Raw genomic sequence first — 26,746 nt, forward strand, 5'->3', positions numbered from 1 at the left:
CAAAAAGAATTTCGGTTGGAAATTATCTTCCGACAAAAAAAACCACAAGAAAAACTATAAGCCGGATTCTGTTCCCCAAAAATGGGGCGCCTGTTATTTATCTGCGTTTTACATTGCTGCAAAACTTTAGCTGTTTACCCCTCGACATTGGACGAGCCGCCCTTGATTGCCGATATACTTAACATTGCACCGCAAAGAGTTTACCTGATTTCACTATAAATTAATATACATTCTTTCTGTTGCACTGGTCCTGATCTCGCGACCGGCGGACGTTATCCGCTTTGCTGCTCTGTGGTGTCCGGACTTTCCTACTTTCGCCGAGACGAAAATCAACAAGCCGTTTTTCTTGTGGATGGCAAAGATAAGGAGAAATACGAAATACGAAGGACGAATTACAAATTACGAATTTTGAATTTTGAATCAGAGAGAGAATTGGTTTAAATGGTTTTTATAAATTTGCGTATGGATTATTTTAGTGTAGTTTCCGCGGTTCTTGAAAGGTGGTATCTCAAGTTTGCCCAGTTTACCCCAAAACTGATCGTGGGGATTATTATTTTCTCCTTTTTTTTGATCGCGAGCAGTTTCCTAAGCAAAGTCGCTGTACGCATTTTTAACCGCCTGTTTCCGAAAAGCAGAAGATTCGATACCGTTGCCTCCTTAGTTGGATTTTTTAGATTTATGATCCTCCTTTTCGGCACATTTATCACGCTTGAAGTAATGGGACTCAGCGGATTTTTTCTGAAACTTCTTGGAAGTTTGGGTGTTGCAGGGATTATTGCCGGTGTTGCCTTAAAGGATTTGGTATCGTCGATGTTCTCGGGGATTTTGGTAGGGATGGACAAATCATTCAAAGTCGGTGATCTCGTGCAAATAAGCAATATCACGGGAACAGTGGAGGAAATAGGTTTTTTGACTACCAAAATTATCGCTGATGACGGCAAGAAAGTGTATTTACCCAACCAACTCATCTTCAACTCGCCTTTTATCAATTTCACAGCTTCGGGAGACCGGAAAATTTTCATCGATATTGAAATTCCAAACACGCAGGATCTGGAGAAGTCAAAACGTGTGATTTACGATGAAGTATCGAAATTTGAATTTGTTGATCAATCAAGAAAACCGCAGGTAATTCTATTGAAACAAAACTTGGGAATTTTCACGATCGAGGGACAGTTTTGGATTCGCTCTGGACTTAATATCCAGGAAGTGAGGAGTGAGGCATTACTCAAAATTAAGCAACGACTGGATTCCGAGGGAATTTCTATGGTGAATCCTGTAGCTACTAATCCAGGAAACCTTTAATACAGTGGTTTCTATTTTCTGAAACTCCATGGGGAAACCGAATTGGGGTCGCTCCACAAACCGAGTTTATTTTTCTTGGCAGTTTCTTCAAGTCGGGCATAATCTGCATCGGAAGAGTATTTTTTGTAATGCCAAGCTAAACCAAATTTCACCATTTCTTTATTGACATTGGTGCCGTCTTCCAGAAAAATTTCGGCAATCAGTCTCCCTCTTGAATCATAAGAACCGTTTCTCCCATTACTGATAATGGTCGCATTTTTTCCAAAACAAAGGTCGGAAAGCCGTTCTTTGGATTTTGTTCCGAATGGCTGTCTTTTCTCGGGTGCGTCGATATGTTCCAAACGGACGCTCATTGGAAATTGGTAGTAGAGTGCTTCAACAGTATCGCCGTCTTTTACCCCGATTATTTTTACTTTCAACACGACGCTATTCTGATCCGCGTTAGCAAATTTTGCTGGAATTAATGTTGCGAAAAATAGTAATAAGAGAAGAAATGATTTGTTCATAGTAGATTTTAACTATGCAATTTACAGAATTTCTTGAAAAAATAATATTGTGGATGCTCTAAATATCTTATAAGCTTTATGATAATAACCACAAAGTCACAAAAGGTGTATGTCAAAAATTGATACAGTCGAAAATACCACCTATTTAATGACACAAAAGTTTAGAAAAACTCTGGCACTTTTTCGCACAAAAAATATCCCGATTCCTAAGAACCGGGATTTACTTTTATACTAAACTTTGTCAAAGATTTTAACTTTGACGAAGTGAGTTGGCAATTTTACGCCTGAACGTTGTTTTGTCCCAATACGAACGGCTCAACTTCCTTGATTTCGCCAAACTGCTGCTCGTAATTAGCGATGTTTTGTTGCAATGCAGCAAGAACTCTTTTAGCGTGAAGCGGAGCCAAGATTACTCTTGATCTCACGTTTGCCTGCTGAACTCCCGGCATCAATTGGATGAAGTCTAATACGAATTCAGATGGAGAGTGGTTAACCAATGCAAGGTTACAGTAAACACCTGCAGCGATCATTTCGTTCAATTGAATGTTGATGTTGTTTGGATCTTGGTTTTGATTGTTGTCCATTTTTAAAATTTTTGTTTGATATAATTTGATTTTGTTTGATGTAGTTTGATTTGGTTTGAAAGCAGAACGTTATCAAACTTTCAAACCTTATCAAACGATTTCAAACTATTAGTTAATTAATGTCTTCGAATTCTTTCTTCGAACCTACGATGATGTTCTGGTAATCTTTAAGTCCGGTTCCTGCAGGAATTCTGTGTCCTACAATTACGTTTTCTTTCAGACCGCCAAGATAATCAACTTTTCCTGAAACCGCTGCCTCATTCAAAACTTTGGTAGTTTCCTGGAACGATGCTGCAGACATGAAGGATTTGGTTTGGAGCGCGGCTCTCGTAATTCCCTGAAGAACAGGAGTTGCCGTTGCAGGAAGCGCTTCGCGAACTTCCACCAGTTGTAAATCCTCACGTTTCAGTTTGGAGTTTTCATCTCTCAGTTCTCTCGCCGTGATCATCTGACCTGGCTTGAATTCTTTGGAATCACCAGCTTCGGTTACGACTTTCAGTCCGAAAACTCTGTTGTTTTCTTCAAGGAAATCGTATTTGTGTTCCAAAGCTCCTTCAAGGAATTGGGTGTCACCACCGTCCACAATTTCTACTTTGGTCATCATCTGTCGAACGATGATTTCGAAATGCTTGTCGTCTATTTTTACCCCCTGAAGTCGGTACACTTCCTGAATTTCATTTACCAGATATTCCTGAACTGCGGTTGGTCCTTTGATTTTAAGGATATCGTCCGGAGTGATGGAACCGTCGGAAAGTGGTGCTCCTGCTCTCACGAAATCGTTTTCCTGTACCAGAATCTGGTTAGAAAGTTTCACGAGATATTTAGAAATTTCTCCGGTTTTCGCTTCCACGATCAATTCGCGGTTACCTCTCTTGATTTTTCCGTAAGAAACTACCCCGTCGATTTCGGTTACTACCGCCGGATTCGATGGATTTCTTGCTTCGAACAATTCGGTAACTCTCGGTAAACCACCTGTGATATCCCCTGCTTTTGCAGATTTTCTCGGGATCTTGATCAGGACTTTACCTGCCTTGATTTTCTCGCCGTCATTAACCATCAAGTGAGCTCCAACAGGAAGGTTGTATGCTTTCTGCTCTACTCCTTTCGCATCTACAACTTTCAGCGTAGGAACGGCTTTCTTGTTTCTGGATTCAGAGATTACTTTCTCTTCGAAACCGGTTTGCTCGTCGATCTCCAACTGGTAAGATGTACCTTGAATGATGTCCTCGTATTCTACCTTACCTGAAGTTTCGGCAATGATTACCGCGTTATATGGATCCCATTTCGCGATCATATCTCCTTTGCTTACTTTGTCGCCCGACTTCACAAAGATTTCGGAACCGTAAGGAACGTTCGCCACCATCAATGGTGTTCTTGCTGCATTGTCGGCTACCAAACGGAATTCCGTAGAACGGGAAACCAGGATGGTCGCTTTCTTACCTTCTTCATTTTCAGAAATTACGGTTCTGATTTCGTCCATTTCAACGATACCGTCTCTTCTTGCAACGATGGATGGGTTTTCTGAAATATTACCTGCAGTACCTCCTTGGTGGAAAGTTCTCAACGTCAGCTGAGTTCCAGGTTCACCGATGGACTGCGCAGCGATTACTCCTACTGCTTCTCCAATGTGGATTGGTTTTCCTGTCGCCAAGTTTCTACCGTAACATTTCGCACAGATTCCTTTCTTCGCCTCACAAGTTAATGGTGAACGAACTTCTACCACCTCGATTCCAGCTTCTTCGATCTGTTTTGCAATCGCCTCGTCGATGAGTTGGTCTGCTTCCAGAATAACCTCGTCGGTTTCTGGGTGGTAAATATTGTGAAGGGAAACTCTACCCAAAATTCTCTCGGAAATCTTTTCAACGATTTCGTCGTTTTTCTTAAGCGGAGTAATTTCTGTTCCTCTCAATGTTCCACAGTCGTCTTCGGTAATGATTACATCCTGTGCAACGTCCACCAATCTTCTGGTCAAGTAACCAGCATCAGCGGTTTTCAGAGCGGTATCAGCAAGACCTTTACGAGCACCGTGAGTGGAGATGAAGTATTCCAAGATGGAAAGACCTTCCTTAAAGTTCGCCACAATCGGGTTTTCGATAATTTCTGCTCCGGTAGAACCGGCTTTTTGTGGTTTTGCCATCAAACCTCTCATTCCCGATAACTGACGGATCTGTTCCTTAGAACCTCTCGCTCCTGAATCAAGCATCATATACACAGAGTTGAATCCACCTTGGTCGGTTTTCATTCTGCTCATAATCATCTCGGTCAAACCAGCGTTGGTGTTTGTCCAAACGTCGATTACCTGGTTGTATCTCTCGGTGTCTGTAATCAGACCCATGTTATAGTTTGCCTTGATTTCGTCCACATTTTCAACCGCCTGTGCAATCATTTTCTTTTTCTCTTCCGGAATTACGATATCTCCTAATGAGAATGAAAGTCCACCTTTAAATGCGTTGGAATATCCAAGGTTCTTCATATCGTCGAGGAACTTCACGGTTGTTGGGAAATCTGTTTCCGCAAGGATTCTACCGATAACGTTTCTCAATGATTTCTTCGTCAACAGTTCGTTTACGAAGCCAACTTCTTTAGGAACAATTTGGTTGAACAGGATTCTTCCGACCGTAGTTTCGATCAGTCTGATCACGAGTTCGCCGTTTTCTTTCACAGGAAGTTTACATCTTACTTTCGCGTTCAGGGAAACTTTTCCTTCTGCGTAAGCGATTTCTGCTTCTTCCGGAGAATAGAAAGCCAAACCTTCACCTTTTACTTTGTAATCATCGGTGGAGTATGCTTCTTTAGTCATGAAATAAAGACCAAGAACCATGTCCTGAGAAGGTACGGTAATCGGTGAACCATTTGCAGGGTTCAAGATGTTTTGCGAACCGAGCATCAAAAGCTGAGCTTCCAAAATTGCTTCCGGTCCTAACGGTAAGTGAACCGCCATCTGGTCACCGTCAAAGTCAGCGTTGAATGCCGTTGTTACGAGTGGGTGAAGCTGGATTGCCTTACCTTCGATCATTTTCGGCTGGAACGCCTGGATTCCCAATCGGTGAAGCGTAGGTGCTCTGTTCAGAAGTACAGGGTGACCTTTCATCACGTTTTCAAGGATATCGTAAACTACTGGCTCTTTTCTATCGATGATTCTTTTCGCAGATTTCACGGTTTTTACAATTCCTCTCTCGATCAGTTTTCTGATGATGAATGGCTTGTACAATTCTGCCGCCATATCTTTAGGAATACCACATTCGTGCAACTGAAGGTTTGGACCTACAACAATTACCGAACGAGCAGAGTAGTCAACCCTTTTACCCAAAAGGTTTTGACGGAAACGACCCTGTTTACCTTTCAGTGAATCCGAAAGTGATTTCAAAGGTCTGTTTGATTCAGATTTTACTGCAGAAGATTTTCTCGTGTTGTCGAACAGTGAATCCACCGATTCCTGCAACATTCTCTTTTCGTTTCTAAGGATTACTTCCGGGGCTTTGATTTCCAAAAGTCGCTTCAAACGGTTGTTTCTGATGATTACTCTTCTGTAAAGGTCGTTAAGGTCGGAAGTTGCGAAACGTCCACCATCCAACGGAACCAATGGTCTCAGTTCTGGTGGAATTACAGGGAGCACTCTCATAATCATCCATTCCGGACGGTTGATCATTCTGGTGTTTGCTCCACGAAGTGCTTCTACAACGTTCAATCTTTTTAACGCCTCAGTTCTTCTTTGTTTTGAAGACTCGTTGTGCGCTTTGTGACGAAGGTCGAAAGAAAGTGCATCGAGGTCGATTCTTCTCAACAATTCTTCAACTGCTTCCGCTCCCATTTTGGCAACGAACTTGTTTGGATCGGAATCGTCAAGATATTGGTTTTCAGCAGGAAGCGTATCGAGGATATCCAGATATTCTTCTTCTGTTAAAAACTCCATATCCTCGAAATCGGAACCATCGGCTTTCTTAGCGATCCCTGGTTGGATTACGACATATCTTTCGTAATAGATAATCATATCCAACTTCTTGGAAGGCAATCCGAGAAGGTAACCGATTTTGTTCGGCAGCGAACGGAAATACCAAATATGTGCTACAGGAACCACCAAATTGATGTGCCCGATTCTTTCACGACGCACTTTTTTCTCGGTAACCTCCACTCCACAACGGTCGCAAACGATTCCTTTGTAACGGATTCGCTTGTATTTTCCACAGGCACACTCATAATCTTTCACGGGACCGAAGATTTTCTCGCAGAAAAGTCCGTCACGCTCCGGTTTGTGCGTTCTGTAGTTGATGGTTTCGGGCTTTAGAACCTCTCCTCTTGATTCCTGAAGAATGGATTCGGGAGAAGCAAGACCGATTGTAATTTTACTGAAATTACTTGTTTTATTTTTGTTTGACATAACTCTTTTTAAGATTATAAATTTTAGATTTTAGATTTTAGATTAATTATTGAATATCAAGCAGTTTGAATTCAAAATTTATAATTTAAAATTTAAAATTATTCTTCTAGTCTTACATCCAGACCAAGACCCTGAAGTTCGTGCAGCAATACGTTGAACGATTCAGGAATTCCAGGTTCAGGCATTGCCTCACCTTTGGCGATTGCTTCGTAAGTTTTCGCTCTACCAATTACGTCATCGGATTTTACCGTCAAGATTTCACGTAAAATATTCGATGCTCCGAACGCTTCAAGCGCCCAAACCTCCATCTCTCCGAAACGCTGTCCACCGAACTGCGCTTTACCTCCTAAAGGTTGCTGCGTGATCAGTGAGTAAGGTCCGATCGAACGTGCGTGCATTTTATCATCCACCATGTGACCAAGTTTCAGCATATAGATTACCCCAACTGTTGCCGGCTGTGTAAATCTTTCACCAGTTCCACCGTCGTAAAGGTAAGTGCTACCGAATTTCGGAAGTCCAGCTTTATCGGTGTATTCGGTGATTTCTTCCAGTTCAGCACCGTCGAAAATTGGCGTCGCAAACTTCAGTCCTAACTTCTGACCTGCCCAACCAAGAACAGTTTCATAAATCTGACCGATGTTCATACGCGAAGGTACACCAAGTGGGTTCAGTACGATGTCCACAGGAGTTCCGTCTTCAAGGAACGGCATGTCTTCTTCACGAACGATTCGGGAGACGATCCCTTTGTTACCGTGACGACCCGCCATCTTATCACCCACGTTCAGTTTACGTTTTTTAGCGATGTAAACTTTTGCCAATTTGATGATTCCCGCTGGAAGTTCGTCTCCGATGGAGATTGCGAATTTCTCACGGTTTTTCACACCCTGGATGTCGTTGTACTTAATTTTATAGTTGTGGATCAGCTGTTTGATGAGTTCGTTTTTGTCTGCATCCACTGTCCAGTCAGAACCGCTTACGTTTACGTAGTCTTCAACGCTTTGAAGAAGTTTTGTGGTAAACTTCACTCCTTTTCCGATGATTTCTTCATCAAGGTCGTTTTTCACTCCTTGAGAAGTTTTACCGTTAACAAGCGTTCCGAGTTTTTCGAGCAACATGTTTCTCAAATCGTCGAACTTCGCTTTGTAGGTATTTTCGATTTCTTCGAGTTTCAGTTTCTCTTCGGTTCTTTTCTTTTTGTCTTTAATGTTTCTTGAGAAAAGCTTCTTGTCGATCACCACACCTCTCAATGAAGAATCGGCTTTCAGGGAAGCGTCTTTTACGTCTCCTGCTTTGTCACCGAAGATTGCGCGAAGAAGTTTTTCTTCCGGAGTTGGATCAGATTCCCCTTTCGGAGTAATTTTCCCGATCATGATGTCTCCAGGTTTTACTTCGGCGCCGATTCGGATCATACCGTTTTCGTCAAGATCTTTGGTTGCTTCTTCAGAAACGTTTGGAATATCCGAAGTCAGTTCTTCCATACCGAGTTTGGTATCACGAACTTCCAGTGAATATTCATCAACGTGGATGGAAGTAAACCAGTCCTCACGAACTGCCTTTTCGTTGATCACGATCGCATCCTCGAAGTTATACCCTTTCCAAGGCATGAACGCTACAGTAAGGTTTCTACCCAATGCAAGTTCGCCGTTTTCAGTTGCGTAACCGTCGCAAAGAACCTGTCCTTTCACCACTTTGTCGCCTACTCTTACGTTTGGTCTCAAAGTAATGGTGGTACTTTGGTTGGTTTTTCTGAATTTGGTAAGGTTGTATGTTTTCGTCGCAGATTCGAATGACACTAAATCATCGTCCTCGCTTCTTTCGTATTTAATGGTAATTTTGTCCGCATCCACATATTCCACAACACCGTTTCCTTGAGCATTGATCAATACTCTGGAATCTGTCGCCACCTGTTTTTCAAGACCGGTACCAACAATCGGAGCTTGCGGTTTCAAAAGCGGAACCGCCTGTCTCATCATGTTCGATCCCATCAATGCACGGTTCGCGTCATCATGTTCCAGGAACGGAATCAATGATGCAGAAATACCCGAAATCTGGTTTGGTGCAACATCGATCAGGTTAACCTCGTTTGGTTCTACTACAGGATAATCACCGTCAAGACGCGCAATTACTCTATCGGTAGAAATGGTTCCATCGTCGGTCATTTCAACGTTTGCCTGTGCAATTACCTTTTCTTCCTCATCTTCAGCATTCAGGAAGATTGCAGGACTTTTCAGGTCAACTTTACCATTAGCAACTTTTCTATATGGAGTTTCAATGAATCCTAAGTTGTTGATTTTCGCATAGATTCCCAGTGAGGAGATCAAACCGATGTTCGGTCCTTCCGGTGTTTCAATCGGACAGATTCTTCCGTAGTGGGTATGGTGAACGTCACGAACCTCGAAACCTGCTCTTTCTCTTGACAAACCACCTGGTCCGAGTGCAGAAAGACGACGCTTGTGCGTGATTTCTGAAAGCGGGTTGGTTTGGTCCATAAACTGTGAAAGCTGGTTGGTTCCGAAGAACGAGTTGATTACCGATGTTAAAGTTTTTGCATTAACTAGGTCGATCGGCGTGAAGATTTCGTTGTCTCTCACGTTCATTCTCTCACGGATGGTTCTTGCGATTCTTGAAAGACCTACGCCGAACTGTCCTGCCAACTGCTCACCAACAGTCTTGATTCTTCTGTTGGAAAGGTGGTCGATATCGTCCACCTCAGCTTTGGAATTTACCAGTTCGATCAGGTGACGAACGATGGAGATGATGTCTTCCTTCGTCAATACTTCTGTTTTTTCAGAAATATTAAGCCCTAATTTCTTGTTCAAACGGTAACGTCCCACTTCACCTAATGAATATCTCTGCTCGGAGAAGAATAGTTTTTCGATAATTCCTCTTGCAGTTTCCTCATCTGGCGGATCAGCGTTTCTCAACTGACGGTAGATATATTCCACCGCTTCTTTTTCGGAGTTTGTAGGGTCTTTCTGTAAAGTATTCTGGATGATCGAGAACTCGTTGGAATTTTCTTTGTGGATGAGGATTGATTTTACTCCCGCGTCCAAAATTAAATCCAAATGTTCTTTTTCAAGAACGGTTTCTCTGTCGAGGATGATCTCATTTCTTTCGATAGAAACCACTTCCCCTGTATCTTCGTCCACGAAATCTTCGAACCAGGTGTTCAAAACTCTCGCGGCCAAAGTTCTGCCTTCAACTTTTTTCAAAGCTGCCTTAGAAACTTTCACTTCTTCGGCAAGGTCGAAAATCTGAAGGATATCTTTATCGGATTCGTATCCGATTGCTCTCAACAAAGTCGTCAACGGTAATTTTTTCTTACGGTCGATGTAAGCGTACATTACGTTGTTGATGTCGGTTGTAAATTCCATCCAAGATCCTTTGAAAGGGATGATTCTGGAATAGTACAGTTTGGTTCCGTTGGCGTGGTAAGTCTGTCCGAAGAACACACCCGGAGAACGGTGAAGCTGTGTAACGATCACACGTTCAGCACCGTTGATGATGAATGATCCCGAAGGAGTCATATAAGGAACCGGCCCCAAATACACATCCTGCACCACGGTCTGGAAATCTTCGTGCTCCGGATCGGTACAGTAGAGTTTAAGGCGGGCTTTAAGAGGCACGGAATACGTCAAACCTCTTTCCACACACTCGTCGATCGAGTAGCGCGGTGAATCAACCAGGTAATCCAGGAACTCGAGTACGAACTGGTTTCTGGAGTCGGTGATTGGGAAATTTTCTTCAAAGGTTTTGTAGAGGGTTTCGTGAACTCTCTGTTCCGGGAGCGTGTCCAGCTGGAAAAACTCTTTGAATGACTGGATCTGAATGTCCAAAAAGTCAGGAGTCTCAATTCTTCCCTTTGCTGCGGAGAAATTGATTCTTTCGTTTCCCTGAGTTTTTGCGACTGCTTTAGATTTACTCATAAAAAAGATTAAGAATAAAGGGTTAAAAAATATTTTGGTTAAAAAATATCAGAAAGATGGAAGAAACAAGATAAATGTAAAAAGATAAAAGTTCAAGTGAAGAATTGTAAGTTTGGCGCCACAAATACTTGAGTCTTTTGCCTTTGTTCTTGGCTCTTTGTGCTCTTTCTAACTGCAACGCCGGTATATCTTTTCACGGAGTAGTGCAAAATATTTTTTGGTTCTTTCGGCGGAAAAAATTGGTAATTGTATAAAACACGAAAGCCCTTTCAAATTCTTTGAAAGAGTTGATGATCAATATTTTACGAAATTAAGAACAATTATTAGCGCCAAAAGGAGTGCAAATGTACAATAATTTTTGGCAATACGCAAATGATTTCAGAATTGCAAGAGATAGGCGCGAACACTTTGTTGATTCTGACTTTAAAACGAAAAAATCAGTGCCGCGAAATGTGACCTTTAAGTGTAATCATCATATTTTTTTCAATGAACTTGACTGAGGAATATTTTGCGTCACAAAGGTTGCTAGTCAGCAGATACTCCCCTTTCTTAATAACGATGGAATTCTTACCATGTCTTGGTATGGCGAGGTTGTAATAGTTTTTCCCAGAGATCCGCATAATCATATTGCAGTCTGAATAATTCTCCGCAAGGAGGATTGCCTCATCTGAATTTGTGTCATTATCAAAAAGTTGGCTCAATAATTTGGCTGTATGGCTGTTTTTCGCCGCTTCGGACTGATTCATCAGCTCTTCAAACTCTTCCTGTTCACTATTTTTACTGGGTTTAGCTGGAGGAATTGCGGTTATAGTAGGTTTTGCCGGCTCAGAAGGTTTGGAGCTACTCTTCATCCATTCATTTTTTAGTGAAATGAGTTTTGCCCTCAACACTGTACGTTTGGGATCATCGGGATGAACGTTTTTCAGGTAGTTTTCAATTTCGGGGATGCTTTTACTTTCAAGGATATCTTCGCTGCGTTTCTGGCCAGAAAGCAAAATCAGAAAAAACAACATCAAAAGCACAAAAAACTTCTTCACCTTAAGGAATCATTTATTTAATTCGAAATTTGATGTAAGTGATCGTTTTTCCTTTCGCCGAGAAAAGGCCTTCATAGTAAGTTTTTATCTCTCTCAGCAAAGGTGTCCCAGGATCATATTCCGGAGCTCCGTAGATATCGTGGTGCGCAGTGATGATATCGTGACCAGCTCCCTGCAATAGTCCCAAAGTATAACCGTGCAAAAATTCGGAATCCGTTTTCAGGTGGATCATTCCATCTTTTTTTAGAATCTTCTTATACCTTTCTAAGAAATCCGGATGCGTCATCCTGTGTTTTGTTCTGCGGTATTTGATCTGAGGATCTGGAAAAGTAATCCAAATTTCATCCACCTCATCTTTTTCGAAGAAGCAGTCGATCAGTTCGATTTGCGTCCTGAGAAATGCAACATTTGTCATTCCTTCATTTATCGCCTCTTTTGCTCCAAACCAAAAACGCGCTCCCTTGATATCAATACCGATAAAGTTTTTCTCAGGAAAAGCTTTGGCTAAACCAACCGAATATTCTCCCTTTCCACAACCCAACTCCAAAACCAGAGGGTTTTGATTCTTAAAAACTTCGCTTCTCCACTTTCCTTTCAAATAAAAGTTATTCAACGCCTCTTCCCTGGTTGGCTGAAAAACATTCGGAAGCGTCCTGTTTTCGGCAAATCTTGCCAATTTATTCTTGCCCATCTTAAACTCATCATGAGATGACAAAAATAAATATTATTGTTGGAATAACAATTCGCTCAATGTGAATCATTTTTGTTGATTTGCGCCCAACGAAACCATCACTGCTTTCTGAACGGTTTTCTGTGAAGCATACTGAGCGCCGCAAACCAAGCTCGAGAAAAGATAGTCTCCTTTCAATACTACGATCGTATTGTCGCCATGTGCAGGAATCGGTAATCGGTAGCGGGTATTTCCCACGCCTTCAATCCTCATGATCATATTGCAGCTGGATTTGTTTTCGATCAGCACAATGCTTTCCTTGCTATTGGGATCGTTGTCAAACAGGGAATTCAGTATTTTGACCGTATTGTTTTTTTTCTCCATCGGACTTGCCGACATCAGCATATTAAACTCCGCTTCTTCCTCATCCGTCATTCCGCTTTTCATCGGAGCAGCTACTTCAACGTCGGTTTCCTGTTGTTCTACATTTCCGTAGACTTTAGTTTTATAAGCTCTCTCTACTTCTTTTTCAATTATTTGCTGCTTGAATTTCGCTATCTGCCTCTGCCTGATCTGTTCGTTAAATTCCTCAAAACTCATCCTTGTCGAGGGTTTCTTTCTAAGCAGAGCAATTTTCTCTTGAAAATCCTTCACACGCTGATCAGCGGGATGCGCTTTTCTGATATATTCTCTCAGCATTTTGATCAGCCGCGGCTTCAAAATCAATCGTTTAGGATCGTCGGGATGGGCGTCGCGCAAGAAGGCATCAATCTCATAGATATTGGTGCTCCTCATAATTTTGGAGTAGTCTTTCATTTTCTGCTGCGAAAAGGTATGACAAGACAGCAGTATCGTAAGAAGACACAGGATTTTTTGGTTCATCATCGGCGTTTTGTGCGGGTGAAAATTTCTCACAGGAAAAGCCGCTGTGTAAAAATATTTTTTTTTAATGAACCAACAAATTTTATCTTGAGAGATCCATCAGCTGAGAATTGCGGAGTCGCCGCTGATAAATTGGCAGATATTTCTCAATGTACATTGCAACCGGCTCATAATTATTGGCTGCGATATATTGGTAAATATTGTCGGACGAATACACGAACTGCAAAAAATTATCGACCAGATTTGCTGGAATCTTGAGATTGGCGAAATAGTCCTGACCGTAGTATTTTTTTATGCTTGCAATGGAATTATTCATTTTTTCGTACTCGTTGGCTCTTTCCTTTTTCTTTCTTTCGCCCGAAAGAATGTCGTAAATGCTTTCTAAACTGAAAGTAAGTCCGCCACCGGAAAAACCTGCAACCGGAAGTTCTGGAGGCAAGCCGTTTCCTTTTGGAGCAGGGAGACCAATCATTCGTTGTAATTCTAATTCCCTTTCACCTGTTTTTAGTGAACTCACGTCTTTACGAAGATTTCCCGTAGGTTTAAACCTGCTGATCACCACTTCCTGGATGTCGTAATATGCCACTTTAAGCTCGACGATGTTTTTGGAGTTCTGCATATTTTCTTCGGTAACTTTCACGTCTTTTCTGTCAGTTACAATAGAAGTAAAACGGATGATATCGCCTGGTTTTGCGGGGATCTTGAAAGTACCGAAATAGTCGGTATAGACAGTTTTATGGGAAGTAATATTGGTAACATAGACCTGATTCAGATAATATACCGATTTGTCCCTGATCAGGATTTCGCCAGAAAAAAACTGGGCATTCGCCAAAACAGTGAGCAGGAATGTGAACAGGAGCAGAAACTTCTTCATACAGTGGGCAAAAGTAAATGTTTTTTGGAACAAATACCGAATTTTAGATGCCGTTGCACGGTTAAAGTTAGGTTAAATACTAAGAAATTCTGTTAAAGCATGACATTAAGCAAAAAAAATCCCAGCCAATTTAAGCTGGGATAAATATCATTTTTTATTATATAAACTTAATTCGTAGAGTTAGTCCGTTTGTCCTATATTCGCCCATATTACAGAGTAAAGAATCATAATACATTTGAACCGCATAAACTCGCATATTTCCGCCATTATCCTGAATATGTTTCACAACTTGTTGAAGTATTCGGTTTAACAAATCAGGAGGTAAACCACTTCCGATAGGAAAAACCCAATATGATGGTGGAAGACTCGCATCGACGGTTTGGAAAATATCAAGCTCAAGATAACCATTAGATTTAATTATACTAAAATCGTAATCCGGGTCAACATAATTTGGATCATTAGGCAGGAACTTGTAATCAATGGCAGAATTATTATAGTAATTCTCTATATAATTTACTAAAAGTCTCGGCAAGTCAGTACAACCTCTACAATAATATAAAGAAGAATCATCATTCCAAAAGTACACATTACCATGAGGATAATATGGCACTGTGCTGTTAGGAACGTTAGTCAAACCAATACCTCCCCCACATTTATTAGCTTCATTGATAAGGAGATAGGCACTTGCCTCTTTTGAGGAACGATTCACACCCTCTGCTTTTCCGATAGGATCTAATGAGGATATTGCTTCTGAAGATCTATCGATATTTTGGCATGCGATTGACAGTAATGCAACAATAAGAAGATAAACTGTGTTAAAAAATAATTTCTTCATAATTCTATTTTTTGATGAATTTCACTTTTTCTACGGTTCCTTTATCATCTACAGAGATAAAGTAAACACCTGACTGAAGTTTGGAAACCGAAACTTTGTTGTCAGCAACATTTCCTTTAGCAACCAACTGACCTGCAGCATTATAAATGCTGTATGTAGCGTTATTAGAAACTTTGGAAACATTCAATACGTCAACTGCCGGATTTGGATAAACCTGAACTGCATTTGCACGTACATTGTCGTTAACTCCAAGAGTTGGCGAGATTATTACTGCGTAATCCTCAACTTCACCGTACGTGTAGCTTCCACATGGATTGGTTTGTGCAGTGTTAAATTTCAGAGCAACTCTCATTCTTACTGGCTTGTCTCCAGAATAAGCATCCGCAGGAACCGAGAAGGTTTGTGTAACCGGAGTCGTTTGGTTTCCTGGAGTCTGCATTACAAGTTCACTTGGCTCAAATGTTCCGTTTCTGTTGAAATCGATCCAGGCAGTAACTGCCTCACTATACTTGGTTCCAGTCCAAGCTTTTGAAACAGAAAGAACGTTATTTGATGTTCCTTTGGCTAAATGTACAGTTCTAGTATTATCAGTAGTGTAATCAGTGTAATTTGAAGCTCCTGAGCTGCTGTTTACTCCTGTTGCACCTTCCGCGGTGATCGTTACATTAGAAATATACTCGTCATTAGAATTGGTTGAAGTTAATGTACAGTATGTCAGCACTAAAGTACTAAAGTTGGTTACCGGTGTATATGTTCCGGTAGTTCCGGTACAAACTGACGCTACCTGCACTTCATACGCAACTGCTTCTTCCAGTCCTGTGATGGTGTAAGTGTTAGTCGAAACAGGAACTTCGTTCCAGGTAGTATCAGACGCTTTCTTCCATCTAAGAATATAGGTCGCACTTGCGATCGGATCCCAAGAAACTGTCGCAGCAGCAGTGGTGATGTTGGATACCGTTAATCCTGCAGGTGCAGTACCGTCGCAAGGAACAATTGCAGAAACTATAACCGGCGCCACCGCATAGAAAACGTTACCTATCGCAGAAACCCTCATCTTAAGCTGAGTGTTGGTTGGGAACGATGCAAAGCTCAATTCTTCAGTACCGTCGTTTGGAGTTGATGCAGCGATTACGTTCCAAGTCACACCGTTGTCCTGGGTGTATTCGATCTTAACATTTGCCACATAAAATGGAGCAGCGTCAGTTCCCACTACATCCCAGGTAAATGGACCGGGAGCGTTGTTATACACTTTGGTTGAAGTAATCTTAAAAGGTCCGTTTGCATGAATAGTAACTTTCTGACCTGCAACCTGAGTTTGTTGCGCCTCCACATTGGAATTGTTATCACGTACAGTTACTCTGAAGTTCATTACTCTCGCCACATTAGAAACAGATTCCCATTCAGCTTTTAAACCTAAAATACCGTTCATTACCATTGACGTCTTAGGGAAATATCGTGTAGGCGAAGTAGTTCCCATAATAGATCTGAATTTCGGTCCCTGAGTATTGTTTGCGGTAACATCAGTTACTGCTGCAGTCGCCCCGTCATATTGTTCCCAGGTATAAGTAATCGGGTCATTTTCAGGATCGGTAGCAGTCGCAGTCAGTGCGAATGCAGTACCCTTAGGAATGGTCACATCCGGCATTGGCGTGATTACTGGTGGCTGATTGGTGATCGGTGTGTTGACATCGCAGTTTTGCGTCTGCACATAATTCTGCACCTGGAAAATACTCACTGCGTGAAAATAAGGGTCAGAATGTGGCTGTACGTCAGCACTGGTAATTCCTGCGTACCCCATAATAGTAGAACCTGATCCCGGCTCCATGTGTGCGATACTTCCCGAGTGGATTCCGTGAGCAAAGGTATGCCATGCTCCAAACTGGTGACCCATTTCATGGGCTACATAGTCGATATCGAAATTGTCTCCTACAGGATCACCGGATCCAGGCGAAGTGTATCCCTGTCCTTTATGCCAATACCACTGATAACCTGAATCATAAGTATCTGTATTGTTACACACACAACCGATACATCCCGCGGAACCTCCTCCACCGGAACGTCCGAACAAGTGTCCAATATCATAATTGGCATCTCCTACCCCGTAAGTAGTTCCCTTGAGTACATTCTTAAGTTCGGCAGTCCATGCTCCTTGAGCTCCTGGATTCGCCGGGGAATAAGGGTCGGTATTAGGATTGGTAAAAATAATCTGCGGAAAATCCTGCAGAACCATTCTGATGGCGAAGTCTTTCTCGAAAACACCGTTTACTCTGGTCATCGTAGCGTTCATCTGTGTAAGCGCTCCAGCAACTCCACCGAATAGCTGAGTATACTCACCTGTTACAGACAATGCCAAACGGTACTTTCTAAATTTCTGATCACTATTTTTGGAAAAATTGGTAACCTGGTTAGAAAAATCAGTAGTTTGCCCAAGTTTCTCAATCTGGCTCTTTGTCAACAGTTCCTGCCCGTGACAAGTGTACGCTCCATCAGGTTTTTTTGATTTCGGAAATACGCCATATACGGATTTGTTAGCATTAAGAGGTTCAATAAACTCCTGCTTTCCGTCGGTAAACATCATCGATTGGAAATCGGTAGGCGACACAGAAAATCTCACATATTTCGCAGGATCGTCAATTCCCACACCTGCGTAGGATCCAAGCTGGTAACGGTCTGCCAAAGATTTCACGACAACTGGCGCACTGTACACTGCGAATCTTTCGGTCTTTCCGTCCAAAGTCGGCAGATTAATTTCAACAGCTACAGCACCTTTCCCGCTTTCCTGCGCATTCGCAAGCTTCGCTCTCATCTGGTTGAGGTCTAAAGAATAGTAATTCTTTACATTCGCCTCAGGTCTTGTCCTCTCACCCTGCATCGTCGTAGGTGCCCATTGTGCAAAGGCAGCCGTACTCATGAGTCCGCAAAGCAAAGAAGTAAAAATTTTCTTCATAAGATTAATATTTGTTTTAAATGAATCTGCCAAAAATAGCTTATTTTCTCAAAGCGACAAAATAAAAGATTCAATATTTTTGGTGTTTTTAAAGAAAATAAATAGAGTAAGACCAAAATAAATAAATTATTGTCAAAATAATCATCACATCAATATCAACACCTTATTTAAAGCATGAATTTTAGAAAAAATACGGCAAATATTCCTTAAAAAAAATATTAAAAAAACAACCGTATTATTTGCAGCATAATATCAGAAGCGATACGCCAAATTCCAAGAAAAACCTAAGTTGAATTTGGCTGAGCTTTTCCCAAATCCAGGAACGATCATCGGTGAGATTTCCTCCTGTTTGGTAGAAAATATGAGGTACTTCGGCTGAATATTCACATCAATATAGAAAGGGCTTTCGAAAAGCTGAACCCGGCCTCCAACCGTTCCTTCAAGCCAATAAGAACTTTGCGTGGAAGCAGGAAATGCCACCGAAGTTTCGCTGCCGCCATAACCGCGGACAGGAACCGCCCTGTATTCCTGGCTGTAAAAAGAACCCGCAAGTTTGCCACCTGCGTAGAACCCGTTAAGATGATTTTCGCTGTCATAAGCCAACATGTAGAAAGATCCGAGCTTTAGGAAGCCGCCACTTACAGTAGCGTCGTATCCATTTTTTTTGTAGCTGTTCTTTTCAAAACCGGCATCTGCAACTGCGTGAAGGTTGCCTTTTAGTTGCGTTGATACAAATCCCTGGAAAAGTTTCCGTTCCGAGAAAACACCGATTCCCGCATTCAGCACATCGAAACCGACCATGAAGTTGGGTTCGTATTTCCATTTCACTTTCACCGAATCCTTTTCATTCTGAGCAAAAGCGAAAACGAAAAGTACACTAAAAAAGAAGGAAAAGATGCGTTTTGCTTTCATCAGTAATCTGGGCTTGGTTCTGCTCGGTTCCAGTAACCGGATTTGCTATCTCGACCGTGGAATTTACATTTTCGTACACTTTCTTAATTCCGCAAGCGGGGGAAACATATTCCGAAGCAGTCGTATAATTGATTTTGATTTTAGAGGTAATCGCAGCTTTCGACAATCCCACGTAGATTTCGGTAAAAGGATTTCCATCCACCCGAAGCGGGATGTAAACGGAGTCGGTTTTCGCCTTCCGCGCAATCAAAGGAATCTGCCCGTTTCCGTAATCGACATTGACATAAAGAGAATCAAGCGTTTTCAGTTTTCCGGTCGAAGCGGTTTTGAATTTCATTTTCATTCTGGGCGTCGCTTCGCCACCAATACAGATGTCGTCATCACTGGTACATGAAAAAAGCGAAACCAAAAACAAAGAAAGAAAAAATATTTTCAGGAAATTCATTGTTCAAAAATAATAAAAAGTTGAGAGCTACGCTGCAATTGCAGGAAAAGAGTGGTTCAATGGTTCAGTGGTTCAGTTCACCTTTGACAATCACCCATCGCTCATCACTCATCACTTATCACCTATCACCAATCACAAACACATCGACTCAAAAATTTCCTTTACCCCAAAACCCTAAAGGGAGGAAAATTTTTTCGCTCCAACTCACCTACTCACCTACACTCCAACTCTCCAACTCTCCAACTCTCCAACTCTCCAACTCACCTACACCTTCTTCACAAGCAGCGCAATATTCTCCACATGATGAGTTTGCGGAAACATATCGACCGGGAGGATTTTTACCAGTTGATACTGCTCTTTCATCAACGCCAAATCTCTCGCCTGCGTCGCAGAGTTGCAGCTCACATACACAATTTTTTCGGGGGAAAGCTTCAGGATTTGCTCGACCACTTTCTGGTGCATTCCGTCTCTCGGCGGATCGGTGATGAGCACATCCGCTTTCGGATGATTGGCAAGAAACTCGTCATTAAAAATATCTTTCATATCGCCGCAATAAAAGGTGCAGTTAGAAAGTCCGTTCAGTTCCGCGTGCTCTTTTGCAGCGTCGATCGCCTCCTGAACCGACTCAATCCCAGTCACCTGTTTCGCGTTTCTTGCAACGTACTGCGCAATTGTTCCAGTTCCAGTGTACAAATCATAAACAACCTCATCGCCTTTCAAATCAGCGAATTCTAAAGTTTTTCGGTAAAGTTCGAGTGCCTGATTATAATTGGTCTGGAAAAAGGATTTCGGCCCGATCTTGAATTTCAATCCATCCATTTCCTCCATCAGAAAACCATCGCCAAAGTAAGTGATCACGTCCTGATCATAGATCGAATCGTTTGGTTTTGAATTAATTACATAAACCAAAGTCTTGATTTGCGGAAATCTTTCCAATAGGAAATCAAAAAGAGCTTCGCGATTTTCCTGATCTTCTTTAAACAGTTGGAAAAGCACCATCCACTCTCCTTTCGAGTTTTGGCGCATCATCAAAGTTCTCAGGAAACCTTCCTGATTCTTTACATCAAAAAATTCCAGACCTTTTTCCACCGCATAATTTTTTACGGCAAGTCGAATGGAATTCGAGGGTTCCTCCTGGAGATAACATTCCTTTAAATCCAGAATCTTGCTCCACATTACGGGAATATGGAAACCGAGTGCATTTTTATTGTCGAAATCCTCTCCGGAATTTACCTCCTCCAAAGTCAGCCAACGCGCGTTGGAGAAAGAAAATTCCATTTTGTTGCGGTAGAAGTACTGTTCCTTGCTTCCCAAAATTGGCAGCGTCTCGAAATCTTCAATTCCGCCGATTCTTTTGATATGGTTAAAGACTTCGTCCTGTTTAAACTCAAGCTGTTTTTCATAAGAAAGGTTCTGCCATTTGCAGCCGCCGCAAACTCCGAAATGGATACATTTTGGCTCTGCGCGAAATGGCGACTTCTCGATAATTTCCACTGCATCTGCCTCAAAATATTTTGACTTGGATTTTTTCACTCGTGCATTCACCACATCGCCCGGAACGGCGCCAGAAACCAGTACGGTTTTGCCTTCTTCGGTTCTTCCGACAGCAACACCTTTTGCACCTGCGGAAATGAGTTTGATGTTTTCTAAAACAATATTTTTATGCTTCTTTCTCATTGAAAAATTTCGTGAAGCAAAAGTAAGGTTTTAAAATAAAAATCTTTGGGATCGTGAGGTTTTCTTTTTATATGAGCTTGAGGAAAAACTTATTAGCTTTCGCTTGAACGTAAAAAATTCGAAATGCTTCTGCAACGCAAAGATTTTCTATGAACACGTACAAATTTAGTTAAGCAAAGATTGCGGATAAATCGCTGATTAAGCAAGCACTTCATCAATTCGCTTTAGCGGACAAAAATCATCGTCTTCAAAAAAATTAACTTAGAAAGAATTGCATGGAAAAATTCTCGCAGTGCCAAACAAAGTAATATTTATACACCTACATCTCTACCAGACAAACAAAGGCGCTTTCTCTTATCGAAGATAGACAACGTCTAAAAGACCCCTATTGAATAGCTTAATCGCAAAGGTTCTAATTTCATCCTACTCTTTTATAAGAATGCAAAGTTTCTTCGCTAAAGCGAATTGATGAAGCTTGGAAAGAATCAAAAATAACAGAAAGTATCGAAAATGATATTATTTCTCAATGCTTGGCTAAATGAAATGCCTTTGCGCTCCAAATAAGCGGAATAATTAATCATAAATTTCCTTGCATCTTTGCGATGAATGACTCTCACAGAAAATAACCATCAAGAATTATTTCCAAGAATGCTGATCATTTTCCAGCCATTAACTTTTCCCGGTTCATTAGATAATACAATCCAGCGATACAGCCGGTTAACAGGAATCCGAGTGTCCAAAGATATTTGGAGGAGAAGTTGTTTTTGAAGACATCCACGATCAAAACCACCACGGTGATGAAAGTCGCAGCAAGTCCAAGAACAGGAAAAACAGAGCCAAACTCTTTAGGAACACCGAGTGACGTAAGGTCGATAGTGATTGTAAAAAGCGTAAAAATCAACCCGATAAGCGCAATTGGATAAAGTTTGTTTTTCTGAATAATTAAAGGAAACTCCATAATTTTAATTTTGGTAAATATAAAAATTCCCGCCGAAAAATCGACGGGAATTGAATATTGAACAGTTCAAACGCATTATAATTTTAACCACAAAAGGAACAAAATCTTTATATAGCAATTACAAAGGTGAAAAAACCTATTTAAGAGGACACAAAAGTTCAAAAAATTCTTCGATTTTTTCTTTTGTTATCTACTAAGAAAATATTTTGAAATTCTTTAAATATAGTATTTAGCAGTATTCTTTTGTGACTCTTTTGTGGTTTTTATGAATTAGTCTTTTTAGTGCGTTTGACCTGAATATTGAACGATTTTTTTATTTGCTCGGAGCAGGTGCTTTCTCCGGTTGGGGGACCTGGTTTTGCGGAGCCAGCAAGTCGTTCTGCAGATGCGCTTCAGGAACCGTTGGCGCTTTAAGACCTGTCAGTTTATCGAGCACGGTCACAATTTCAGGGTCGCCCAAGTTGTAGAAGAATCTGCTTGCAACTTTACCGTCTTTGTCTAAAACGATGAACGAAGGCATTTTGAAACCATAGACTCCAAAATCTTTCGCAACTTGGGAATTCATTCCACCTTCACCGTAAACATTTGCGGCAGGAATACCTTTCAGCATCGCATTGCTCGTTTTGATGAACTGATCTTTCGTATCGTCAAGGTTCACGAAAGTGAAATTCATTTTCGATTTGTAGAAATTCACCACTTCCTTCAGAACAGGAACTGTCGCTTCTGAAATATAAGGATTCCACGAAGCATAGAACATTACCAATGTTGGTTTTCCTTTACCATCAAAAATTTTATCGGTACTTCCGTCTGCTTTGATCACTTTCGGACTTGGTGCAGCTTCGCCAACTTTTGGTCCTGCAATCACGAAGAGAATTTTCTCCATGTCTTTTTTGATTCCTGAATCTTTTATTTTGTCCTGAATCAACTTATTGATTTTTGCTGAGCTTTCAGCCGGCATTCCGGGAGCAAGGTCACTGCTTGAAAGCACGAACGACAAAAGATAATCCTTGGTCAGCTGTGGGAGATCTTTTTTGGTGTCGAGGAAATTGGCGAAGAGTTCAGAAGTCAATTCTGTTCCGGTTTTCTTACTCGTTTCTGCAAATTTCTGGAATTCCGGGCTCAATTTGCCTAGAAGATAATTTCGGTAAACCGGTTGAGATTTCAGCATTCTGTCTTTATCGGTTTCGAGTTTTGCAACGACATCGGTGAAATTTTTGGAAACTTTGTAGGATGGATTTCCAGATGCTTGCGCATGATTCATTTCATACTGGTTCATCAATCCCAAAATACTCGCGTGAAGTTCATCTTTTTTGTAGGTAATCACTTCGCTGTCCGGTGAAGTTTTCTTGGCCGCAGTTTCGATCCCGCCTTCAAAATCTTTTTTGATTTTCTCCACCTCTTTCAAAAATGCAGGTTCGTCTTTCGCAACAAGTTCGCCCACATTGATTTTTTCTGCATAAGTTTCGATTGTTTTCTGAACTTCGTGCAAGAAATCATTGTTCTTTTTCGCGTCACCAGAGACTGTGTACTGCATTGGGAAATTTTCTGCCTTCCCTGAAATATTGAGTTTCTGACCGCCTTTCAGATAAATCATTGCCTGTCTTCCTCCGTAAGTAATGATGTACATCCCGTTCTTAGGCGCTTCAAAGCTGCCCGAAAAGCTGCCTTTGGAATCCACACCGATATTGGTTAATGGCAAAGTCGCAACTCCGGAAGCTTCGATAAACTCGATTCTCTCTAATGGTGATCCACCGGCGAAATTACCCATAACTTCAACTTTTTTTGAACACGCGATTGCAACCACTGCAAAAAGCATCAATAAAAAAAACTTCTTCATTTTCTGATAAATAAATTTGAGCAAAAATAAGCTATTCGGCGGTTTATTAAAAATTAATCGTAAGATTTGTGAATATTTAACAAAGACAAAAACCACCTCGGTCGAAGTGGTTTATGTTCTAATTTCTAATATTTCAATTTTTTATCCTCTGTCAACAGAAGAGGTGGTAAACTCGCGGTTAAGTCTTGCGATAACTTCGAGGGTAATTCCTTTCGGACATTCCACTTCGCAGGCGCCGGTGTTGGAACAGTTTCCGAAACCTTCTTCGTCCATCGCTTTTACCATATTCAGAACTCTTCTCTTTCGCTCCACCTGTCCTTGTGGAAGCAGTGCGTATTGGGAAACTTTCGCTCCCACGAAAAGCATCGCGGAACCGTTTTTACAGGTCGCTACACAAGCTCCACAACCGATACATGCAGCGGCATCCATTGCTTTATCGGCATCTTCTTTTGGAACGAGGATCGAGTTGGCGTCAGTAGTATTTCCCGAAGTGTTTACGGAGATGAATCCACCTGCTGCCATAATTCTGTCGAATGCAGAGCGATCCACAACCAAGTCTTTGATTACTGGGAAAGCGGCACTTCTCCAAGGTTCGATGGTAATGGTTTCACCGTCTTTAAACATTCTCATGTGAAGTTGACAGGTGGTGATTCCTGTGTCCGGTCCGTGTGGTCTTCCGTTGATGTAGAGGGAGCACATACCGCAAATTCCTTCTCGGCAGTCGTGATCGAATGCGATCGGTTCCTTTCCTTCGTTAATAAGGTTTTCGTTCAAAACATCAAGCATTTCCAGGAACGATGAGTCGGTGGAAACATCGGAAATTTTGTAGGTTTCGAACTGTCCTTTTGATTTATTGTTTTTCTGTCTCCAAATTTTCAGAGTCAGATTAAGTCCTTTTTTTGCACTCATTTTCTTAACTTTTTTTTTGGAGATTATTTATAACTTCTTGTTTTCACTTCAATATTTTCATAGATCAGGTCTTCTTTGTGCATCACCTCCTGATTAATGTCGTCACCTTTGTATTCCCAAGCTGCAACGTACTTGAAGTTGGCGTCGTCTCTTTTCGCCTCTCCTTCCGGAGTTGAGTGGTCCCAACGGAAATGTCCACCGCAGGATTCTCTTCTTTCCAAAGCGTCTTTCGCCATCAGCTGTCCCAGTTCCAGGAAGTCTGCAACTCTGAACGCTTTTTCCAGTTCGGGATTCATTTCGTCATTCGATCCGGGAACTCTTACATCTCTCCAGAATTCCTCACGTACTTCGGCAATTTCTTTGATCGCCTCCTGCAAACCTTCAGGAGTTCTTCCCATTCCTACCTTGTTCCACATAATGTGTCCCAGTTTTTTGTGGAAATAATCTACCGAGTGTTTTCCATTATTATTAAGGAAGAAATCGATTTTGTCTTGAATACCCTTCGCTGCCTCGTCAAATTCAGGAGTATTGGTTGGAATTGCTCCTGTTCTGATGTCTGCAGAAAGATAATCGGCAATCGTGTAAGGAAGCACGAAATAACCATCGGCTAATCCCTGCATCAATGCGGAAGCTCCCAATCTGTTCGCTCCGTGGTCGGAGAAATTCGCTTCACCGATTACGAAACAACCAGGAATCGTGGACTGCAGATTGTAATCAACCCAGATTCCGCCCATCGTGTAGTGAACTGCCGGATAAATCTTCATCGGAGTTACATACGGATTGTCGTCGGTAATTTTTTCATACATCACGAAAAGGTTTCCGTATTTTTCTTCTACCCAAGCTTTTCCTAAATCATAAATCTGTTTTTCTGTTGGGTTGTGGATATTTTTCTCGAGTGCCGCTTCTTTACCTTTCTTCATAATTTCTGTAGAGAAATCAAGATAAACTCCTTCTTTGGTATCATTGTTCTCGATTCCGAAACCGGCGTCACATCTTTCTTTTGCCGCTCTGGAAGCAACGTCGCGCGGAACGAGGTTTCCGAAAGCAGGATATCTTCTTTCAAGGTAATAGTCGCGGTCTTCTTCTTTGATATTTTCAGGGCGAAGTTTGCCTTCCCTAATTGCAACCGCGTCTTCAATTTTCTTTGGAACCCAGATTCTTCCTGAGTTTCTGAGCGATTCCGACATCAAAGTCAATTTACTCTGCTGCGTTCCGTGTACAGGAATACAGGTTGGGTGAATCTGCACATAGCAAGGATTTGCGAAGTACGCTCCTTTTTTATGGATTTTCCATGCCGCAGAAACATTGGATCCCATCGCGTTGGTTGAAAGGAAGTAAACATTTCCATAACCTCCGGAAGCGATTACGACAGCGTGCGCCGAATGTTTTTCGATCTCACCGGTTACGAGGTTTCTTGCGATAATTCCTCTTGCTTTTCCGTCAACGATAACCAAGTCGAGCATCTCGTGACGGTTGTACATTTTGATTCTACCTTTCCCGATTTGTCGGCTCATTGCAGAATATGCTCCTAAAAGTAACTGTTGTCCGGTTTGTCCTTTTGCATAGAACGTTCTTTTTACCTGAACTCCACCGAACGAACGGTTATCTAATTGTCCGCCGTAATCTCTACCAAACGGAACTCCCTGTGAAACACACTGGTCGATAATATTTGCAGAAACTTCCGCCAAACGGTAAACGTTGGCTTCTCTTGCGCGGTAATCTCCACCTTTGATGGTGTCGTAGAATAATCGGTACACCGAGTCGCCGTCTCCTTGATAATTTTTTGCCGCATTGATCCCACCTTGCGCCGCAATAGAGTGCGCTCTTCTTGGTGAGTCCTGGTAGCAGAATGCTTTCACATTATAACCCTGCTCCGCTAAAGTTGCAGCAGCAGAACCTCCCGCTAAACCTGTACCCACAACGATCACGTCAATTTTGTCGCGGTTGTTGGGTGCAACGAGGTTCATATGGTCTTTATGATTTTTCCATTTGTCGGCTAAAGGTCCGGCTGGAATTCTTGAATCTAATTTGCTCATTTCTTGAAATTTTGAATTTTAGATTTTAAAT

At 41.6% G+C, this 26,746-nt stretch carries 18 protein-coding genes and 1 other RNA gene; 1 reads left to right on the top strand and 18 read right to left on the bottom strand.

Translation table 11 applies throughout. The annotated features are described in order from the left end of the window. Positions 1 to 41: 41 nt before the first annotated feature. Positions 42 to 349, bottom strand: an RNA gene (gene rnpB / locus MTP09_RS12145) — RNase P RNA component class A. A gap of 113 nt (positions 350 to 462) precedes the next feature. Between rnpB and MTP09_RS12150 the strand changes: the two genes are divergently transcribed. Further along, positions 463 to 1,302: a mechanosensitive ion channel family protein gene (locus MTP09_RS12150; RefSeq protein ID WP_243548613.1), complete on the top strand. Its 840-nt coding sequence runs from the start codon at positions 463 to 465 to the stop codon at positions 1,300 to 1,302. A gap of 11 nt (positions 1,303 to 1,313) precedes the next feature. Here MTP09_RS12150 and MTP09_RS12155 read toward each other — a convergent pair whose 3' ends face one another. The 17 genes from MTP09_RS12155 to MTP09_RS12235 all read right to left on the bottom strand — a co-directional run bounded on the left by MTP09_RS12155 (position 1,314) and on the right by MTP09_RS12235 (position 26,715). Continuing rightward, on the bottom strand, positions 1,314 to 1,808 hold the full coding sequence (locus tag MTP09_RS12155; protein ID WP_243548614.1) for a thermonuclease family protein: 495 nt from the start codon (positions 1,806 to 1,808) through the stop codon (positions 1,314 to 1,316). A gap of 278 nt (positions 1,809 to 2,086) precedes the next feature. Beyond that, entirely contained in the window at positions 2,087 to 2,392 is a 306-nt protein-coding gene (locus MTP09_RS12160) for a DUF3467 domain-containing protein (protein WP_243548615.1), read from the bottom strand. A 112-nt stretch (positions 2,393 to 2,504) separates the two neighbouring features. Continuing rightward, positions 2,505 to 6,770: a DNA-directed RNA polymerase subunit beta' gene (rpoC, locus tag MTP09_RS12165; RefSeq protein WP_243548616.1), complete on the bottom strand. Its 4,266-nt coding sequence runs from the start codon at positions 6,768 to 6,770 to the stop codon at positions 2,505 to 2,507. A gap of 98 nt (positions 6,771 to 6,868) precedes the next feature. Continuing rightward, positions 6,869 to 10,696 carry a DNA-directed RNA polymerase subunit beta gene (gene rpoB / locus MTP09_RS12170; protein ID WP_243548617.1) on the bottom strand — a complete coding sequence of 1,276 codons (3,828 nt, stop codon included), beginning with the start codon at positions 10,694 to 10,696 and terminating at the stop codon, positions 6,869 to 6,871. A gap of 437 nt (positions 10,697 to 11,133) precedes the next feature. Then, positions 11,134 to 11,733 carry a DUF6759 domain-containing protein gene (locus MTP09_RS12175; protein ID WP_243548618.1) on the bottom strand — a complete coding sequence of 200 codons (600 nt, stop codon included), beginning with the start codon at positions 11,731 to 11,733 and terminating at the stop codon, positions 11,134 to 11,136. A 13-nt stretch (positions 11,734 to 11,746) separates the two neighbouring features. Then, positions 11,747 to 12,424, bottom strand: a complete 678-nt coding sequence (trmB, locus tag MTP09_RS12180; RefSeq protein WP_243548619.1) for a tRNA (guanosine(46)-N7)-methyltransferase TrmB — start codon at positions 12,422 to 12,424, stop codon at positions 11,747 to 11,749. 66 nt (positions 12,425 to 12,490) lie between these two features. Continuing rightward, positions 12,491 to 13,318 (bottom strand): DUF6759 domain-containing protein, encoded by an 828-nt coding sequence (locus tag MTP09_RS12185; RefSeq protein ID WP_243548620.1) that lies wholly within the window; start codon positions 13,316 to 13,318, stop codon positions 12,491 to 12,493. Between the two features lie 49 nt (positions 13,319 to 13,367). Then, positions 13,368 to 14,192, bottom strand: coding sequence for a hypothetical protein (locus MTP09_RS12190; protein WP_317618762.1), 825 nt, complete (start codon positions 14,190 to 14,192; stop codon positions 13,368 to 13,370). Positions 14,193 to 14,316: 124 nt separating this feature from the next. Further along, a complete protein-coding gene (locus MTP09_RS12195; RefSeq protein ID WP_243548621.1) occupies positions 14,317 to 14,994 on the bottom strand; it encodes a hypothetical protein in 678 nt (225 codons plus the stop codon). 4 nt (positions 14,995 to 14,998) lie between these two features. Continuing rightward, positions 14,999 to 17,941 carry a reprolysin-like metallopeptidase gene (locus MTP09_RS12200; protein WP_243548622.1) on the bottom strand — a complete coding sequence of 981 codons (2,943 nt, stop codon included), beginning with the start codon at positions 17,939 to 17,941 and terminating at the stop codon, positions 14,999 to 15,001. Positions 17,942 to 18,193: 252 nt separating this feature from the next. Next, positions 18,194 to 18,853 (bottom strand): DUF6048 family protein, encoded by a 660-nt coding sequence (locus MTP09_RS12205; RefSeq protein WP_243548623.1) that lies wholly within the window; start codon positions 18,851 to 18,853, stop codon positions 18,194 to 18,196. Then, positions 18,819 to 19,298, bottom strand: a complete 480-nt coding sequence (locus MTP09_RS12210) for a DUF6452 family protein (RefSeq protein WP_243548624.1) — start codon at positions 19,296 to 19,298, stop codon at positions 18,819 to 18,821. The genes MTP09_RS12205 and MTP09_RS12210 overlap by 35 nt, the downstream gene beginning before the upstream one ends. Positions 19,299 to 19,562: 264 nt before the next feature. Beyond that, positions 19,563 to 20,975 carry a 23S rRNA (uracil(1939)-C(5))-methyltransferase RlmD gene (gene rlmD, locus MTP09_RS12215; protein ID WP_243548625.1) on the bottom strand — a complete coding sequence of 471 codons (1,413 nt, stop codon included), beginning with the start codon at positions 20,973 to 20,975 and terminating at the stop codon, positions 19,563 to 19,565. A 655-nt stretch (positions 20,976 to 21,630) separates the two neighbouring features. Next, the gene (locus tag MTP09_RS12220) at positions 21,631 to 21,933 is read right to left on the bottom strand and encodes a hypothetical protein (RefSeq protein WP_243548626.1); all 303 of its coding nucleotides are present in this window, start codon (positions 21,931 to 21,933) and stop codon (positions 21,631 to 21,633) included. Between the two features lie 313 nt (positions 21,934 to 22,246). Further along, positions 22,247 to 23,770, bottom strand: coding sequence for a TlpA family protein disulfide reductase (locus MTP09_RS12225; RefSeq protein ID WP_243548627.1), 1,524 nt, complete (start codon positions 23,768 to 23,770; stop codon positions 22,247 to 22,249). Between the two features lie 141 nt (positions 23,771 to 23,911). Further along, positions 23,912 to 24,679, bottom strand: coding sequence for a succinate dehydrogenase/fumarate reductase iron-sulfur subunit (locus MTP09_RS12230; protein ID WP_243548628.1), 768 nt, complete (start codon positions 24,677 to 24,679; stop codon positions 23,912 to 23,914). A gap of 23 nt (positions 24,680 to 24,702) precedes the next feature. Next, positions 24,703 to 26,715: a fumarate reductase/succinate dehydrogenase flavoprotein subunit gene (locus tag MTP09_RS12235; RefSeq protein ID WP_243548629.1), complete on the bottom strand. Its 2,013-nt coding sequence runs from the start codon at positions 26,713 to 26,715 to the stop codon at positions 24,703 to 24,705. Between the last annotated feature and the right edge of the window lie 31 nt (positions 26,716 to 26,746).

This window comes from Chryseobacterium suipulveris, assembly GCF_022811685.1.
Taxonomy (GTDB): Bacteria; Bacteroidota; Bacteroidia; order Flavobacteriales; family Weeksellaceae; genus Kaistella; species Kaistella suipulveris.